Annotated in this window: 12 protein-coding genes; 11 read left to right on the top strand and 1 reads right to left on the bottom strand. The window is 51.9% G+C overall.

Features of this window, described 5'->3' with window-relative positions; all coding sequences use genetic code 11:
- Positions 1-49 precede the first annotated feature (49 nt).
- Positions 50-358 carry a DUF6660 family protein gene (locus tag BLR44_RS29475; RefSeq protein WP_410493144.1) on the bottom strand — a complete coding sequence of 103 codons (309 nt, stop codon included), beginning with the start codon at positions 356-358 and terminating at the stop codon, positions 50-52.
- A gap of 114 nt (positions 359-472) precedes the next feature.
- Here BLR44_RS29475 and BLR44_RS28075 point away from each other — a divergent pair, with 114 nt between their 5' ends.
- From BLR44_RS28075 to BLR44_RS28020, 11 genes are all read left to right on the top strand, one after another.
- A complete protein-coding gene (locus BLR44_RS28075) occupies positions 473-787 on the top strand; it encodes a class I SAM-dependent methyltransferase (protein ID WP_089688771.1) in 315 nt (104 codons plus the stop codon).
- Positions 788-1,809: 1,022 nt separating this feature from the next.
- Positions 1,810-2,403, top strand: coding sequence for an AraC family transcriptional regulator (locus BLR44_RS28060; protein ID WP_218127216.1), 594 nt, complete (start codon positions 1,810-1,812; stop codon positions 2,401-2,403).
- Between the two features lie 83 nt (positions 2,404-2,486).
- On the top strand, positions 2,487-4,736 hold the full coding sequence (locus BLR44_RS28055) for a heavy metal translocating P-type ATPase (RefSeq protein WP_089688766.1): 2,250 nt from the start codon (positions 2,487-2,489) through the stop codon (positions 4,734-4,736).
- 37 nt (positions 4,737-4,773) lie between these two features.
- A complete protein-coding gene (locus tag BLR44_RS28050; protein ID WP_089688765.1) occupies positions 4,774-4,980 on the top strand; it encodes a heavy-metal-associated domain-containing protein in 207 nt (68 codons plus the stop codon).
- A gap of 219 nt (positions 4,981-5,199) precedes the next feature.
- The gene (locus BLR44_RS28045) at positions 5,200-7,734 is read left to right on the top strand and encodes a multicopper oxidase domain-containing protein (protein WP_089688763.1); all 2,535 of its coding nucleotides are present in this window, start codon (positions 5,200-5,202) and stop codon (positions 7,732-7,734) included.
- Positions 7,735-7,918: 184 nt separating this feature from the next.
- Positions 7,919-8,302 carry an HYC_CC_PP family protein gene (locus tag BLR44_RS28790; RefSeq protein ID WP_143017533.1) on the top strand — a complete coding sequence of 128 codons (384 nt, stop codon included), beginning with the start codon at positions 7,919-7,921 and terminating at the stop codon, positions 8,300-8,302.
- 197 nt (positions 8,303-8,499) lie between these two features.
- Positions 8,500-12,324 carry an efflux RND transporter permease subunit gene (locus BLR44_RS28040; protein WP_089688761.1) on the top strand — a complete coding sequence of 1,275 codons (3,825 nt, stop codon included), beginning with the start codon at positions 8,500-8,502 and terminating at the stop codon, positions 12,322-12,324.
- A gap of 181 nt (positions 12,325-12,505) precedes the next feature.
- Positions 12,506-13,738 (top strand): TolC family protein, encoded by a 1,233-nt coding sequence (locus BLR44_RS28035; RefSeq protein ID WP_176956253.1) that lies wholly within the window; start codon positions 12,506-12,508, stop codon positions 13,736-13,738.
- A gap of 13 nt (positions 13,739-13,751) precedes the next feature.
- Entirely contained in the window at positions 13,752-15,572 is a 1,821-nt protein-coding gene (locus BLR44_RS28030; RefSeq protein WP_089688756.1) for an efflux RND transporter periplasmic adaptor subunit, read from the top strand.
- Positions 15,573-15,764: 192 nt separating this feature from the next.
- Entirely contained in the window at positions 15,765-16,328 is a 564-nt protein-coding gene (locus BLR44_RS28025; protein ID WP_089688754.1) for a DUF3347 domain-containing protein, read from the top strand.
- A 131-nt stretch (positions 16,329-16,459) separates the two neighbouring features.
- Positions 16,460-17,050 (top strand): helix-turn-helix domain-containing protein, encoded by a 591-nt coding sequence (locus BLR44_RS28020; protein ID WP_089688752.1) that lies wholly within the window; start codon positions 16,460-16,462, stop codon positions 17,048-17,050.
- Positions 17,051-17,180: the final 130 nt, after the last annotated feature.

The raw sequence follows: 17,180 nt of genomic DNA, 5'->3' as shown, positions 1-17,180 counted from the left end.
TGCTTCGAACATGTACACGGACGCCGAAAGGCGCTGGAGTCAGCGAGAATTACTGTGGGGGGTGCCAGAAATGGGCCGTATGGGTCGATTGCCCAGACACATCACGTGAACGAAAGGATGCGTTCACGGCAGGATGAGGCGGCAAGGCGACTACACCGAAAGCAGCCTGTACCGCATGTGCACAACAGGCACAACTACAGAGGGGGGAGCACAGGGCGTCGTCGTGAGCCTGCTCGTGCGGTAGGGAGGCCTCCACCTGCACGCCTGCTTCCGCCCGGAGCCGGAGGGGTTGTTCCCGGCACGGCAACAGAACCAGCATCAGCAGATGTAAGGACCAGACGTACGCCCACCACTTCATAGGCGCAAACCTACGCAGGAATTGGTTCAACTGTGTTGCAACAAGCGGAGCGTGGATCTAATCATCTATTTTTTCGTATACAAGAGCCTAGTTAGTCACGCTCCCCCTTTTGCCATGATCCTGAAGGCAAACGAAGTCAAGCACCTTTATCGACGCACGGCCCGCTTTTACGATGCCGCGCTCCTCGGCTACCAGCTCCTCGGGCTGGACCGCCATCGGCAGAAAGCCGTCGCGGCCCTGGCGTTACGGCCGGGGGATACGGTGGTAGACCTGGAGTGTGGGACGGTCGCTAATTTTCCGGCGCTGGTGCACGCAGTGGGACCGACCGGACAGATGATCGGCATGGACCTTTCGGAGGCAATGCTGGCACAGGCTCGTGGCTTGATCACGCGCAAAGGCTGGACGAATGCGCATTTAGTTCATGGCTGATCTCACCTCTTGGTCGCCTCCCGCGCGGGAGGAGATAGTTCCAGACTATGTGACTAGGGAAACAACGGATGTGTGTATGCGTACGGCCCCGAAGGGTCGATCTGCCTTACGCCTGCCCTCCTGCCGGCTATTTCCCGGCGAGGTGACGATCCAAACGCCCACCTGTGTGACGCCAGCGATTCGAGTTGACGTATGCCTACCGAGTGCCAAATGTGTTTACGCCCAACGAGGGCGTCTGCAGGCTGCGTAGTGTAAACTCCCTGACCAGCACCTGAGCACTTCAGCACTAATCGGCGATGCATATTGCTTGATGGGCGACTTTGCGAAAGCAGAAATGTACCTGGACCTTTGTCTGACGATTCGTACGCCACCCTGCCGCCCGATTACCCTTTGCAGGGCACCACCCGCAAGCGGCTGGCGGAAGTGACCGGGCGCAGGGCCGCCCCGCGCAAGCCGATTCCCTCCGGGCGTCGGTTAAAAATCTGTAAACAAAAAAAAGATTTTTATAAAACGAAGTGCCTCTTTTGAGAGTAAGGCATAGTAAAAACATTTTTCCACCATTATTTTTTATAATGAGAACACAAGACAAAGAATTGATCCGCAAATTGGCCGATTGTGCAGCCGCCTGCCACGCTTGTGCGGTCGCCTGCCTAGAGGAAGAGAATGTCAAAAAGATGGCCGAATGCATCCGCCTCGACTTAGATTGTTCGTCTTCTTGTGAAAACGCCATTGGCTATGTGAGCCGGGGTTCCCGATACGTTAACGAGATCGTAAAGCAGTGCAGTGTGATCAGTAAAGCCTGTGAGGAGGAATGTCGCAAGCACGATAGCGATCACTGCCAGGCTTGTGCCGATGCGTGTCACGCGTGCCACCAGGCCTGTGAGGCATTTGTTTGACTTTAAGCCTCAAGCGCCGTACATATTTGCGGCGCTTGTCTTTTTGACTCGCATTCATACCAAGTAGGCTAAGCGCCTGTTTTTTTTTGGTAGGAAAACTTGGTTATGACTTCCCCTGGTAACGTTATGGAAACTACCCTATATATTAAAAATATGGTCTGTGGTCGCTGCCAGCGTGTCGTCAGGGAGGAGCTTGAAGCGTTAGGAATGCCTGTCAGCGAAGTACAGCTGGGTCAGGTCACCGTAGCGTTGCCTGAAGCGCAGATCGATAAAGCGCAAGTAAAAAAAGCGCTGAGGCAAAGCGGTTTTGAGTTGATCAATAACCGGCAAGCACGCCTGATTGAACAGATCAAAACCGCCATCATCCAGCTGGTTCATCAACCAGAGCACCTGTTGCTCTCAGTTAATCTCTCGGATTATTTAGCTGAAGTCCTTCAACAAGAGTACCACCTCCTTAGCACCCTTTTTTCGGCTACAGAAGGCTTCACCATTGAGCGCTTCTACATTCTACAAAAAGTAGAGCGGGTGAAAGAACTGCTTGTATACGATGAACTGAGCCTGAAAGAAATTGCGTACCGTCTCGGCTATAGCAGTCCCGCCCATCTTTCCAACCAGTTCAAGAAAATAACAGGTTTGACCCCCTCTTACTTCAAAAGTATTGGCGGTGTCAAACGTAGTGCCTTGGATCAGATAGGGCGCTCATCCCCTTCTCAGAAATGATGTAAGAGGGCTTCAAAATTGTGTAAGCGTTTTGCTAGGAGAGGCGGCTACTTTTGTCTTATCACTTTTCAACTGCTTCACCTATGCAATCTGTACTTGATCCTTCCGTCCACAGCCGGCCGCTTGCAAGGCGCACATTGCCAGTCACCGGGATGAGTTGCGCGGCTTGTGCTGCCAGCATCGAGTCGATCCTGAATACCCAATCCGGTGTGGAAGAAGCCACCGTTAACTTTGCCGGACAATCGGTACAAGTGCGTTTCGATCCAGATGCGGTCCAGCCAGAACAGTTGCGCCGGGCGGTACAGTCAATTGGTTATGACCTGATCTTGGACGAGGAGCACGGGGTAGAAGAACAGGAAGCCGAGCAAAAGCAACGGCTGAAGTCACTTCGTCGCCGCACACTAGGCGCAGTGCTATTGTCTACACCCGTGGTGGTCCTGGGCATGTTTCTGATGGATCTGCCTTATGTCAACTGGATCATGCTAGCTTTCTCGCTACCTGTACTTTGGTTGGGCCGCAGCTTCTACCGCAATGCAGTGCGTCAGGCACGATACGGTCGGGCGAATATGGATACGTTAGTGGCACTTAGCACCGGTATAGCCTTTCTGTTTAGTGCTTTTACTACGTTCTTTCCGGAGTTCTGGCGTCAGCACGGCCTTGAGTCGCACGTATACTATGAGGCTGCCACAGTCATTATTGCCTTTATCTTACTAGGCAAGTGGCTTGAAGAACGGGCTAAGGCTCACACCGGTTCTGCTCTTAAAAAGTTGATGGGACTCCAGCCTAAATCGGTGCGTGTAATCCGGTTGGGTCAGGAGCTTGAGTTACCGCTCCCCGAAGTAGCGATCGACGATACAGTTATAGTGCGTCCTGGTGAAAAGATTCCCGTAGACGGGCGGGTGACAGAAGGACGCTCGTTTGTCGACGAAAGCATGATCAGCGGCGAACCAGTGCCCGTTGAAAAGCAGGCAGGCTCGGCGGTTTTCGCGGGTACAGTGAACCAGCGAGGTAGTTTTCGTTTCCGGGCTGAAAAAGTCGGAAGCGCTACGCTACTATCCCAGATCATTCAGCGAGTGCAGGAAGCCCAGGGGAGCAAAGCACCTGTCCAGCGACTAGCAGACCGGGTCGCGGCGGTCTTTGTGCCCATTGTGCTGGGAATCGCACTATTGACCGGCATCGTCTGGATCTTGGTTGGCGGGCAGGAGGCCTTTAGTCATGCGTTGCTAGCTACGGTAACTGTGCTGGTGATTGCCTGTCCCTGCGCCTTGGGGTTAGCTACTCCGACGGCAATCATGGTGGGCGTTGGCAAAGGAGCGGCCCAGGGCATTTTGGTCCGCGATGCCGAGAGCCTAGAACGCGCTCATCGCGTTAGTGCCGTGGTGCTCGACAAAACTGGTACGGTTACGCTCGGGCGACCTGAAGTAACCGATCAGTACTGGCGCCAGGGGGGCTACTCATCTCAGGAACACTTGGTAGGCGTACTCCGCTCCATGGAACTAGCCTCTGAGCACCCTTTGGCCGAAGCGGTCGTACGTGCATTACCGGAGAATGGACCAGCCGTCAAGCTAGATCTGTTCGAGAACCTTCCGGGCCAGGGAGTTCGGGCCGAAGTAGGCACTGAGTGGTATCTAGTAGGGAACCGACGGCTCCTCGCTACCTATCAGGTAGCCGTAACGCCCGAGGTAATGCAACGCGCGGAACGGTGGCAAGCGGAGGCCCATACCGTGGTCTACTTTGCCGACCGTACTCAGGTACTGGCTATAGCAGCCATCGCAGATCAGGTAAAATCCACCTCTCGCCAAGCCGTTGAGGCGTTGCAACAACAGGGTCTGGAAGTGTACCTGCTTACGGGCGACAATGAAGCTACGGCACGTGCCGTAGCCGAGCAGGTAGGCATCACACATTACAAGGCCGACGTACTGCCTGCCGACAAAGCTGACTTCATCGACCAGTTGCGTGCCGAAGGAAAAGTAGTAGCTATGGTGGGCGATGGTGTCAACGATGCGCAGGCCTTAGCTCAAGCCGACGTAAGCGTGGCGATGGGGCGTGGCTCGGATATCGCCATGGATGTAGCCAAACTCACGCTCATGCAATCTGATTTGCTATTACTGCCTAAAGCCTTGCACCTCTCGCGTCAAACGGTGCGCACAATCTACCAAAACCTGTTCTGGGCCTTTATTTACAACCTGATCGGCATTCCGCTGGCGGCAGGTGTACTTTATCCTTTTACAGGATTCTTGCTCAACCCAATGGTTGCTGGTGCCGCAATGGCCCTGAGCTCGGTGTCGGTCGTCAGCAACAGCCTGCGCCTTCGGTGGCAATCTCTTTCATAAGAGCATACCCCCTTTCATCTTTAACATTTGTACATCTATGAAAACCACACAATTTAAAACTAACATTAAATGTGGTGGCTGCATTGCCACCGTTACCCCTCATTTGACGGCAACGCCAGGCGTTGATTCGTGGCAAGTGGATACGCAACATCCTGAAAAACTTCTCACTGTCCAGGGAGAGTTTTCCAACGAAGAAGTCAAGCAACGTGTAAAAGCTGCGGGTTTTACCATCGAAGAAAAATAATGTACTCGGTATGTTCATCTTGCCAGCAGGGGTTTCTATCGCGAGCCCTGCTGGATCTTTTTTGACAGACAACAAACTTGTAAAGTAAAGAGGTCATCTTGTAAATCCTACCTTTTGCTTGCTCGTACCCTTGTCTACCACTCGTCATCCCACCCCAGACATGAGGATGACGAAAACCGCAAGTCGCATCTTTGCTTTAACCCATTTCTTTTTGTTCGTATGAAACCCTATTACTTGAGCCTGTTCATTGCTTTGTTCTTCTTGGTTTCCCCTTCGACATGGGCACAACCTGATACCATGGTGTATCATCTAACGATCGATCAGGCTCAAGTCAGTAAAGTGGCCGGCAAGCAGGTGAACGGTATGACAGTGAACGGAACCATTCCAGGTCCGACATTACGCTTTCCAGAAGGCGCTTACGCTGTCATTTACGTGCAAAACAACATGGACGTGGAGACTTCTGTGCATTGGCATGGATTACTGGTACCCAACTTCTACGACGGTGTCCCTTACCTTACCACTCCCCCCATCGAGCCAGGCACCACCTTCAAATACGAATTTCCACTCAAGCAAGCCGGCACCTATTGGTACCATTCTCACACCATGCTGCAGGAACAGAGCGGCGTTTATGGATCGATTGTGATCGAGCCCAAAGTACAGCAACTAGCTTACAATAAGGAATTGGTTGTGGTGTTTTCGGACTGGACCAATGAAAAGCCAGGCAATGTGATGAGAAACCTAAAGCGCGGCAATGAGTGGTATAACATCCGCAAGGGAACGGCCACGCCTCTGAACCGGGTCATCGCCCGGGGTGGCTTTGGCGCACAATTAAACTTCTGGCGCCAACGCATGGAAAGCGCTGACATCGCCGATATCTATTATCCAGCATTTTTGACGAATGGGGAGCAAACGCAACAGTATCCGGAATTTGAGCCGGGCGACCGCGTCAGGGTCAGATTTATTAATGCAGCGGCCTCTTCGCAGTTCTGGATCACTTTCGGCGGGGAAGACCCGTTGCTCATCGCCGCCGACGGCCTGGACGTAGTACCCGTGGTCCATAACAAGACATTTATTGCCGTTGCCGAGACCTATGATTTTATAGTTACCTTACCTGCAACCGGCCAGTTGGAGATCCGCGCTACGGCGCAAGATGGCTCAGGACAGACCTCAGCTTTCCTGGGGCAGGGTCCTTTGCTCGCGGCTCCGGACGTGCCTCGGCCAGACAAAATTGGGATGATGAAGCAGATGGCCCAGATGGACATGCGGATGGGTGCCCCAGCCATGAAATTCAATCCTAATAAGGTCACCCCCTACGAACTCATGCATCACTGGGGTATGCAGATGGAGCCGGTAATGGAACACTCTGCCCCTTCCAACTCCAGCATGCACTCCTCTCCGACGTCGCCTATGCCAGAAGAAAAGCAAAGAATGAGCATGAAGCAGTCTTCTGTAACAATGGGCACGATGGCCCACGATCACATGGATCAGGACCAGCATGCAATGCCACAAGGCGAGCAATCCTCTCCCGTAGCGGTTTCTGATTCTACCCCCTCTCAGGAGATGGTTCATTTTAAAATGAACCACGCCCGGCTCAGAGTGCCGCAGTACGATACCATGAGCCACCATGCAGCTAAAAAAGAAGAAGCAATGCGTGGCATGAGCATGCCAGGAAATGTGCAGTCAAACAGCGGCATCTCCATGCCGGGCATGGAGATGCCTGGCATGGAGATGTTTGCGGAGTATAATTACGATTACCTCAAATCTCCTGAGAAAACCTCTTTTTCCAACGATAAGCCGGTCCAGGAAATTCTATTGAACCTCACTGGCAACATGTGGCGCTACATTTGGAGCTTGAACGGCGTGCCGTTAAACGAGTCGGACCAGCTCAAAATCAAGAAGGGGGAAGTGGTTCGCATCACGTTAAACAACTTAACCATGATGCATCACCCCATGCACCTACATGGCCATTTCTTTCGGGTCATCAACAAGAACGGAGCGTACTCTCCTTTGAAGCATACTGTCAATGTGCCCCCCATGCAGAAAGTGGTCATTGAATTCGACGCCAACGAATACGGCGACTGGTTTTTTCATTGTCACGTCTTATACCATCTCAACGGCGGCATGGCGCGCATTTTCAGTTATGATACCCCACGTGACAAACGTTTGCTTGATGCTCCGCTAGTAAACTTAGTGAATGAAGCCAATCAGTTTTTCACCTGGGGTACTGCCGATGTGGCCTCTCACATGACGGAAATCAACCTAATTTCCTCCAACATACGCAACCAATTTAATGTAAGTGTGGAGTACGGCTGGAATAAAAACCTAGAAGCAGAAGTTAGCTACGAGCGATACCTGTACGATTATTTTAGGGTATTTGGAGGAATCAACTTAGAAAACAAGAATGAGAATAGTTTGAATGAACTAACCCCCACTGCGGTAATAGGCTTCCGTTTCTTTACTCCTTATATGTTTAATCTTGATGCTCGCATTGACAATCAGCTACGCCCTGAGATACGTTTGAGCCGCGAGATCATGGTCTTTCCTCGCACGGCTGTCTTTGGCACATATGAGTACCAAGCTAATTTTGGATGGATCAATTATTCCAACGACGAGAATCGTGATGGACGTACCACGTACCAGGGGGAAACCACTTGGTCAGCAGGTGTAGAGTATTTTTTGTCTCGTAATTTTTCACTGATGGCCAGTTACGATAACCGCTTCGGCGCAGGGGGTGGCCTGTCTATCAGGTTCTGAGAACTCGCTATCACAGGCGCCCAGCAAAGGATACCCCATAAAGATCGCAGTAAGAGCGGTACTTAATTTTGCAAGTTATTTACCCAATTGTGTAACACTTTTATAAGGAAGTACAGCTACTTTTGTTGCTTTAGAGCACCTAGTTTACTAGTAGGGAGACCCAATCCCTGTCGTTGCTAAACGCATGAGAAAAGTTGTGTCATTTTTGCTGTTGAGCCTCTACCTGTTACCGGCTACTGGTGCAGGGTTAAGCTTACATTACTGCGGAGAGGTGATGCAGCAGAAAACGCTGACCCATTTTTCAGCTGAATCATGTTGTGACGAAACCCAAATGCCTTCTGACTGTTGCCACGACGAAATAAAGACTTCGACCGATCAGAGTAGTTCAGCGCCTGTTTTTGAAGCCTCAATGGCCGCCGGCTGGGTGTTACTCTTTGTATTACCCTCTTTTTTTGCGCTGCTCTACCGTAGCTTGCGCTGTCTTTCGATCATCCGTACCACCGATCAAGGTCCTCCACTCTCTGCCAACCTCCCTCTCTACCTCTGGGTAGCTTCCTGGCGTCTGTAGACGTAGCCTCTTCCTTCCAGTCCACGTAGCTTCGCTGAATCCATCCGGATTGTGCATTGCTACCGGGCCGATTCGCTTTTCTTCTTCCTGATTTCAAACGATTTTCTCGACGTACCGCGAGACGGCTGCCAGCCTTGCTATGGTCGGCTGCGTCTGCTGTCGCGGGATGTTGCAATCCTGTTATTCCTTCAGTGCTCATGCTGAACCGTTTAATCCGTTTTTTCCTGGAGAATCGCCTGGTATCGATGCTCCTCTTATTAGCGTTGATGGGTTGGGGACTGTCCGTAGCGCCTTTTGACTGGCACCTGTCTTGGATGCCACGTGATCCTGTCCCTGTTGACGCCATTCCTGACATTGGCGAGAACCAGCAGATCGTCTATGCTGAATGGTCCGGGCGCTCACCGCAAGACGTAGAAGATCAGGTTACCTATCCACTTACTACGGCCCTACTGGGTGTGCCCGGTGTAAAAACCATCCGCAGCAATTCTATGTTCGGATTTTCCAGCATCTACGTCATTTTCAACGAGGACGTAGAGTTTTATTGGAGTCGTTCGCGCGTACTGGAAAAACTTAACTCTTTGCCTGCTGGCACACTACCTAGTGCTGTACAGCCCGCCCTGGGGCCTGATGCTACCGCCCTGGGGCAGGTGTTTTGGTACACGTTAGAAGGGCGGAACCCGGAGACCGGTGAGCCTACCGGCGGCTGGGATCCGCAAGAGTTGCGCACCGTGCAGGATTTTCAAGTGAAGTATGCGCTTGCTAGTGCCACCGGCGTATCGGAAGTGGCTTCAGTCGGCGGCTACGTCAAGGAGTACCAAGTAGATATTGACCCACAGGCAATGCGCGCAGCAGGCGTCTCCATACTACAAATTATGGAAGCCGTGCGCCAAAGTAACTTAGACATTGGGGCAGAGACCATCGAGATGAACCGGGCTGAATATTTGGTCCGGGGATTAGGTTACGTCAAAGATCTTGAAGACCTGGAAGCATCCGTCGTGGCAGTGCGTGATAATGTACCCATCCGCATCAAAGACGTAGCCCGCGTCACATTCGGACCCGCTACGCGCCGAGGAGGATTAGATAAGGGAGGTGCCATGGCAGTGGGTGCAGCTGTCGTAGCGCGCTACGGAGCCAACCCCAAGGCCGTGATTGAAAACATTAAAACTAGAATCGCCGAGATTGCACCGGGTTTACCCAGTAAAACGCTGGCAGACGGGACGGTCTCCAAGATCACCATCGTGCCTTTCTACGACCGGGCCGGGCTGATTCAAGAAACCATTGGCACCTTGGAGACCGCCCTCTCGCATGAGATTCTGATTAGCATCATTGTCGTAATCGTGCTGGTAGCCAACCTACGGGCCTCCCTCTTAATCTCTTCGCTGCTACCCGTGGCTGTACTGATGACCTTTATCGTAATGCAGTACGCCGGAGTCGACGCCAACGTGGTGGCCTTGTCCGGTATTGCGATTGCTATCGGCGTGATGGTGGACGTAGGTATCGTGTTCGTAGAGAACATTGTGCGTCACCTGGAACTGCCGGAAAATGAAGGCGCGCGAGGACGCGTCCTGCTGGAGATCATCTACACTGCAGCCGCCGAAGTATCAGGTGCAGTTACGACGGCCTTGGCAACGACCATTGTGAGTTTTCTACCTGTCTTCGCTATGGAAGCCGCCGAAGGGAAACTGTTCCGGCCTCTAGCTTTCACCAAAACGTTTGCTTTGCTGGCTGCTTTCGTGTTGGGCATTGCCCTGATTCCTACACTTTCTTATTTCATCTTTTCACTGCGCTTCGACCGCCCACGCATACACCGCGTCTGGAATGGCACGTTGATAGCCGCCGGTCTGATACTGGCCTTTTATTGGGGAGCCTGGCTAGCGTTGCTATTGGTAGTCATCGGCATCAATAACCTGTTGGTCCACCACTGGCCTGCCCATCGTAAGACGTGGCCCAACTGGATTAACATTGCACTGGTGCTCCTGCTTACAACCTTCTTTTTGGCCGAAGAATGGTTACCGCTGGGGCCGGGAAATTCTTTATTGGCCAACTTCCTGTTTGTAGCCGGATTGATTACGCTGATTCTGGGCACCCTTCTTCTGGTCGTACACTTCTACCTGCCTGTATTGAACTGGTGCCTTGCCCACAAGTGGCTCTTTATGACCCTACCCCTGTTCACCATTCTACTGGGCATGACCGTTTGGTTAGGCTGGAACGGCGTGTTTGGCTGGGCCGGTAGCGCCATGAATCTGAGACAAACCTCCGTCTGGCGAGTTATGCTACATACCTTTCCCGGTGTGGGCAAGGAGTTTATGCCAGCCCTGGACGAAGGCTCATTTCTCCTGATGCCCTCAACCATGCCGCATACGGGCGTAGAAGAAAATGTTGAAACGATCCGTCAGCTCGACCTCCTCGTCAATCAGGTACCTGAAGTAGACATGACGGTTGGCAAGTGGGGGCGCATCAATTCAGCCTTGGACGCCGCGCCAATCTCCATGTTTGAGAACGTAGTCAACTACCGTCCGGAGTACCTCCTGGATCAGGAAGGACATCGAAAACGCTTCCAGGTAGATCAAGATGGTCGGTTCCTGCTCCGCGGTGGATCAACCTATGATCCTGCACAAGAATTCCGGTTGGTGCCCGCGGATAGTCTAATTCCTGACCCCCAAGGCGATTTTTTCCGACAATGGCGCCCCCATATCCACTCCGCCGATGATATTTGGGAGGAGATTATCGCCGTGGCTCAATTACCGGGCATGACCTCTGCGCCAAAGCTGCAGCCTATCCAAACGCGGCTCATCATGCTTCAAACGGGCATGCGCGCTCCGATGGGCATCAAGGTGTACGGTCCTGACCTAGCAACCATTGAGCAGGTGGGCCTTCAGCTAGAAAAGATTCTTCAGGAAGTGCCCCTAGTTGCTCCTGCCTCTGTTTTTGCCGATCGGGTAGTGGGCAAGCCTTATCTTGAAATTGCCATCGACCGGCAAGCCATTGCTCGCTTTGGGCTGACCATCGAAGCTGTACAAAATACGCTGAACGTAGCCGTGGGCGGCATGCCCCTCACCACTACGGTTGAGGGGCGAGAGCGGTTCGCCGTTCGGGTGCGTTACGCCCGTGAGCTACGTGATAGCCCACAGGCACTGCAGGAGATCTTAGTCGCTACGCCTACCGGTACACAGGTTCCCCTTGGTGAACTGGCTCAGGTAGCGTACCGCCGCGGGCCGCAAATGATCAAAAGTGAAGATACCTTCCTGGTAGGCTACGTCATCTTTGATAAAAAGGAGGGGGCAGCTGAAGTCGACGTTGTAGAACAGGCCCAGCGCTTTATCGAACAGAAGATCGAAACAGGCGAGCTCAAACTGCCGGCTGGTGTCTCGTACCGATTTACCGGCAATTACGAGAACCAGATTCGCGCCACCAAACGACTTTCGATCGTGATTCCCATTAGCCTGCTGCTTGTGTTTCTGCTGCTTTATTTCCAGTTCCATACGGTGACCGCCTCTGCCATTCACTTTTCAGGAGTCTTTGTGGCTTTTGCTGGAGGCTTTATCATGATCTGGCTCTATGGGCAGCCCTGGTTTTTAGACATCAACGTCGCAGGCATCAACCTACGCGACCTGTTTCAGATGCATCCTATCAACCTAAGTGTAGCCGTCTGGGTAGGCTTCATTGCCTTGTTTGGCATTGCTACGGACGATGGGGTAATCATGGGTACTTACATCCACCAAGTGTTTGAAGAACGGCAACCCAGTACTGTAGCTGAGGTACGAGAAGCAGTGCGCATCGCCGGACAGAAGCGTGTTAGACCCGCAATGATGACGGCCGCCACGGCCATCATTGCTCTGCTGCCGGTCCTGAGTTCTACGGGTAAAGGATCGGACATTATGGTACCGATGGCCATCCCCACCTTCGGTGGGATGATCATTCAGGTCATGACCATGTTTGTAGTACCTGTATTGCAATCACTCTGGCGCGAAAGCGCTGTGAAACGAGCGGCGCGGCGCCAAGTGCCGGTTAGCAGCCACTAATTCACGAACTAACATGAATAAGCAAACTGAATTTGACCGCGATGTGGCCCGGCGTCACTGTAGAGAAGGGAATGTTCTTTCGAGAGTACCTTCCGGGATAGGGGTGTTCTCGTCATGGTGGAGTCAATTGCTACGGAGATTCACGGGCCGATGCAGTTGGCTACTGATCCCTCTTTTACTGATGTTAACCTTTGTGGTCAGAGCGCAGGAAGGCTTGGAGGCGTACCTGCAAATGGCCGCAGAGAAGAACCCGGAGCTACTAGCACGCTATGCAGACTATGAAGCTGCCCTGCAGCAGGTACCTCAAGTAAGCAGCCTGCCCGACCCACAATGGTCGTTCGGCTACTTTCCTATGCCCATTCAGACGCGTAACGGCAGACAATTAGCACGCACTGGGCTTCAGCAGATGTTTCCTTGGTTCGGCACACTGGCTGCCCGTGAAGATGCCGCCTCTCAACGCGCAGTAGCTGATTTTCAGGTGTTTATCGATGTGCGCAATGCACTCTTCCGTTCGGTGAAAGTGGCATATTATGACCTTTATGAATTGGAGCGTAGCATCGCGTTTTCTGAAGAGAACCTTCTTTACCTGGCCTCTCTGGAGCGCTTAGCCCGGACACAGTTCGCGGCCGGTACTGGCGCACTGGTCGACGTGCTGCGTGCACAAGTTCAACAAGAGGAGGCGCTTACCCAACTGGCGATTCTACGCGAAAAACGTCGTCCGCTCAAGGCCGTCTTCAATAGTTTGTTGAATCGTCCGCTGCAAGATTCAGTGCAGATCGAAGATGTATCAACCCTGACGGATACGTTGCTTTGGACGGAGGCTACCGGCCTAGACAGCCTCGACAATCCTAAACTACGGGCGCTTGATGCCCAGCAGGAAGCTGCGCGTGCCGATGAACAGGTCGCCATCAAGGAGGGTTTTCCTTCTATGGGCATAGGGGTCGATTACGTAGTGATGGGCGCGTATCCCCCCTCAGTAGAAGTACCCGCCGGTAACGGTATGGATATGGTGATGCCGATGGTAAGCATGACCTTACCCCTCAACCGGAAGAAATACCGTGCCTCCCAACAACAGGCGCAGGCCCGCCAAGCTGCCTTGGCACGGAGACGAGAGAGCACTGTCAATGAGTTGCGAACACAGTGGGAGCAAGCGCAGTTTACGCTTGTTCAGGCCCGCCGGCAAGCCGCCCTCTACCAACGCCTCACCCAAAAAGTTCAACAAGAAATTACGCTGTTACGGACTACTTACAGCGCGGCTGGTAGCGACTTCGAGGAGATTCTTCGCGCTCAGCAGCAGCTGCTCGACTACCAACTAAAACTGGTAAGTGCCCAACGTGCCCGTTGGGTCTCACAAGCCGACCTAGACTACATCGTCGGGCAACCCGATGTACCTCTAACAGAATCCACTGACTAATTCTGGATCATTCATGAAACTTAATAAGAAAACTATCCTGATTGCTCTCGCGGCAGTGGCGCTAGGTCTACTGCTAGGTCGCCTTTTCTTCGGTGGTGGCCATGACCACTCTGAAGTAGCCACGGTTACAGATCAAGCAACATCGGAACCTACATTGTGGACTTGCTCCATGCACCCTCAGATTCGGGAAGAGCAATCAGGTCAGTGCCCCATCTGCGGCATGGATCTAATCCCCCTTACTACCCTTACCTCAACCGGCGATCCCGACGCGGTATCAATGAGTGAAGCGGCAATGCGATTGGCGCAGGTGCAAACCAGCATAGTAGGTCAGCCCAAAGTAGTCAAAACTATTCGTCTCAATGGTAAGATCCAACCCGACGAGCGGGCAGTGTCGACTCAATCGGCGCACCTGCCAGGACGTATCGAACGGCTGCTGATCAACTTTACCGGTGAGGCGGTGCGGCGGGGGCAACCAGTTGCACAGATTTATTCGCCATCACTGCTCACTGCACAGCGTGAATTGATTGAGGCGCAAAAGTTCAGGGAAGCCGACCCGGATCTTTACCGAGCCGCTCGTGAGAAACTTCGTCTCTGGAAGCTTTCTGAAGGGCAAATCAACGCCATTGCTCAGGGGCAAGAAGTCAAAACTGTTTTTCCCGTCTACGCTGATGTATCGGGAGTAGTGTGGGATAAAATGGTCAATGTCGGCGATTATGTAGAACGAGGTGCACCGCTTTACAAAATCGCTGACCTCTCTCGAGTGTGGGCGCTGTTTGATGCCTACGAGAGCGACCTTCAGTGGATTCATACTGGTGATCAAGTGCAGTTCACGGTTGCCTCACTACCGGGTCGCACCTTTACCGGTCAGGTCGATTACATTGACCCCGTTATCAATTCTCAGACCCGTGCTGCGCAAGTGCGGATCGTGATGCCAAACGTGGACGGATTACTCAAACCCGAGATGTTTGCCACCGCCAGCTTACAGGCCCAAGTGGATCGGACCAAGAGCACTGTGGTTGTGCCCCGATCAGCGGTGTTGTGGACTGGTGAGCGGGCTGTGGTGTACGTGCGGGATACCGCTAGCGTACAGCCGCAATTTCGGATGCAGCAAGTGACGTTAGGGTCTGCATTGGAAGATAGTTACGTGGTGACCGAGGGCCTTGTTAATGGGCAGGAAATTGTAACCAATGGTACGTTTGCCGTCGATGCCGCAGCACAGCTCGCCAATAAGCCCAGCATGATGAATCCTGGAAGGGCTACCGGCGACAGCTCCATGCCTGGGATGAATATGCCTTCAGACGCCACGTCGGAACAGGCAGATTTCAAGAACACGCAGATACCCACCCAGAAGTTTGTCGAAAACCAGACGATAGATTTTAGGAATCAAGTTCCTAGCACCTTCACAAAGCAACTCCAAGAGGTTGTAGATGCTTACTCATTGCTTAAAGAAGCCTTAGTAGAAGCAAATGAGCAAAAAACCGCTCAGTACAGCACGAACTTGCTAACCGTCTTGAACATGGTAAATGATGATCTCCTTTCGGGGGAAGCAAAAGCGTTTTGGGTGGAGAAAAAAACCTTTCTCCTACAACATGCACAACGTTGCGAGGAAGTTAACACCCTCGCCGAAAAACGCAATAACTTCATTTACCTCTCGCAGTCGCTCATAAAAGTTGTTGAGGCATTCGGGGCGGGGAAAACACTTTATGTAGCCTACTGCCCCATGGCTAATGACTCAAAAGGAGCCTATTGGTTAAGTGAAGTCAAAACCATTCGCAACCCGTTTATGGGTGAAGCAATGCTGACGTGCGGCACTGTAAAGGATGTCCTCGATTAAGTCATTTTAGGTGATTAGGATCGCCACTAATACAAACGATGCTACTATCGCTTATTAGAGGGGCAGCACTTCTTCACGAGAATCCACCCTCACTACTCAAAACGATACAACCAGGCTTGAGTAAACCTTAATTCTACGCTGCTTTTTATAGTCCATGTCATTTATATTTTTAATCACTAATATATCATTATCATGAAAAAACAAACCCTTGTAGCTGCTTTGATCGCACTGTCCGGATTTGCTCTACCTCTGCGGGCGCAGCATCAACACCACGCAACACCGCAAAGCCAAACGCCTACCACGAAAATCGATGCTGACTTCCAGCAGCAATTGGCGACCGTGTATCTGCAGAGTCAGTCTTTATTAAAAGCCTTTGTTAACTCTGATGCCGCCCAAGTACAGCAAACTGCCCGAGACGTGGAAAAAGCTTTATCGCAAGTGAACATGAAGTTGCTAAGTGGGAACGATCACATGAGCTGGATGCAGCAAGTCAAAACCTTGCAAAATAGCTTACAGCAGATGTCAGCACGTACCGACCTGACAGCGCAACGGCAACAGTTGGATTTGTTCAGTGAGACGCTTTACCAAAGCATCAAACAGTTCGGAATCGGGGAGCAGACCGTCTATTACCAGCATTGCCCGATGGCACGTGAGGGTAAAGGTGGTTATTGGCTCAGTGCGCAGCAGGCAATTCAAAATCCTTATTTCGGTCAAAAGATGTTGACCTGCGGTAGTACGAAAGAAGTACTACCCTAACTTAAACTTATTTTGGACGGGAGCCTTATAGGCTCCCGTCCAATACCTTCTTCTGACCACTCTTTCCTTTTTCCCAGCACCTCTTTCTTCTCGCTTTTTTTCTTATGCAATTTCAACTATGATAAAAGTTTATGCCGATTGAACGATTAGCAATAAAGAATATGGTTTGTCCCCGCTGCATTAAAGTTGTTTATCACGTATTGGAACAGTGTGGCGCGAAGGTATATGAGGTGCAGTTGGGTCAGGCCGAAGTAGATTCACTTGACCTCACGACTGTGGAATGCATCCGAGTAGCGCTGCAAAAAGAGGGATTTGAACTTTTGGAGCAACGTAGTGATGTGGTGGCAGAGTGTGTAAAAAGCTGCTTAATTGCCCTCGTCTATTCCGATGAACTACCCACCAAGCTCTCCCGCAAGCTTTCTTCTTATTTAGCAGAACAACTTCAAGAAGATTATGCACGTTTACGCGCCAGTTTTCATGAATCGGAAGGAATACACATCAATCAATATTTTATCGAACTAAAAATAGAACGTGTGAAAGAACTTCTCTCTTACCGAGAATTAAATCTAACTCAGATTGCTCGTCTCTTAGGGTATTCCAGCATTGGCCATCTGTCGGCACAATTTCGCAAGGTCACAGGCCTCTCACCTCGTCAGTATCAAAAACTAAGTAATCCTCCTCGACGCTCTCCTGGCGAAATAGGCCTAAATAGCAAGGCTTAGCGGTGTGTGGGATCTACGTCATGTATCACTTCACATACTCGTCCCAGCCGCCGTACGTTTCGGTGACGTTGCCGCGCGGAAGCGCCAGGGCCGCTACGGCCAGTCCGGCAACGGTACAGACCAGATCGAA

Source organism: Catalinimonas alkaloidigena (assembly GCF_900100765.1).
In the GTDB taxonomy this organism is placed as follows: domain Bacteria; phylum Bacteroidota; class Bacteroidia; order Cytophagales; family Flexibacteraceae; genus Mooreia; species Mooreia alkaloidigena.
Note: the sequence above shows the minus strand (reverse complement) of the source record. Positions and strands in the feature narration are given on the sequence as shown.

Bases quoted from the DNA above. Each gene is read 5' to 3' on its own strand.
- BLR44_RS28035 (WP_176956253.1), top strand. From the start codon at position 12,506: ATGTTAACCTTTGTGGTCAGAGCGCAGGAAGGCTTGGAGGCGTACCTG.
- BLR44_RS28055 (WP_089688766.1), top strand. From the start codon at position 2,487: ATGCAATCTGTACTTGATCCTTCCGTCCACAGCCGGCCGCTTGCAAGG.
- BLR44_RS28045 (WP_089688763.1), top strand. From the start codon at position 5,200: ATGAAACCCTATTACTTGAGCCTGTTCATTGCTTTGTTCTTCTTGGTT.
- BLR44_RS28075 (WP_089688771.1), top strand. From the start codon at position 473: ATGATCCTGAAGGCAAACGAAGTCAAGCACCTTTATCGACGCACGGCC.
- BLR44_RS28040 (WP_089688761.1), top strand. From the start codon at position 8,500: ATGCTGAACCGTTTAATCCGTTTTTTCCTGGAGAATCGCCTGGTATCG.
- BLR44_RS29475 (WP_410493144.1), bottom strand. From the start codon at position 358: ATGAAGTGGTGGGCGTACGTCTGGTCCTTACATCTGCTGATGCTGGTT.
- BLR44_RS28025 (WP_089688754.1), top strand. From the start codon at position 15,765: ATGAAAAAACAAACCCTTGTAGCTGCTTTGATCGCACTGTCCGGATTT.
- BLR44_RS28060 (WP_218127216.1), top strand. From the start codon at position 1,810: ATGGAAACTACCCTATATATTAAAAATATGGTCTGTGGTCGCTGCCAG.
- BLR44_RS28030 (WP_089688756.1), top strand. From the start codon at position 13,752: ATGAAACTTAATAAGAAAACTATCCTGATTGCTCTCGCGGCAGTGGCG.
- BLR44_RS28050 (WP_089688765.1), top strand. From the start codon at position 4,774: ATGAAAACCACACAATTTAAAACTAACATTAAATGTGGTGGCTGCATT.
- BLR44_RS28790 (WP_143017533.1), top strand. From the start codon at position 7,919: ATGAGAAAAGTTGTGTCATTTTTGCTGTTGAGCCTCTACCTGTTACCG.
- BLR44_RS28020 (WP_089688752.1), top strand. From the start codon at position 16,460: ATGCCGATTGAACGATTAGCAATAAAGAATATGGTTTGTCCCCGCTGC.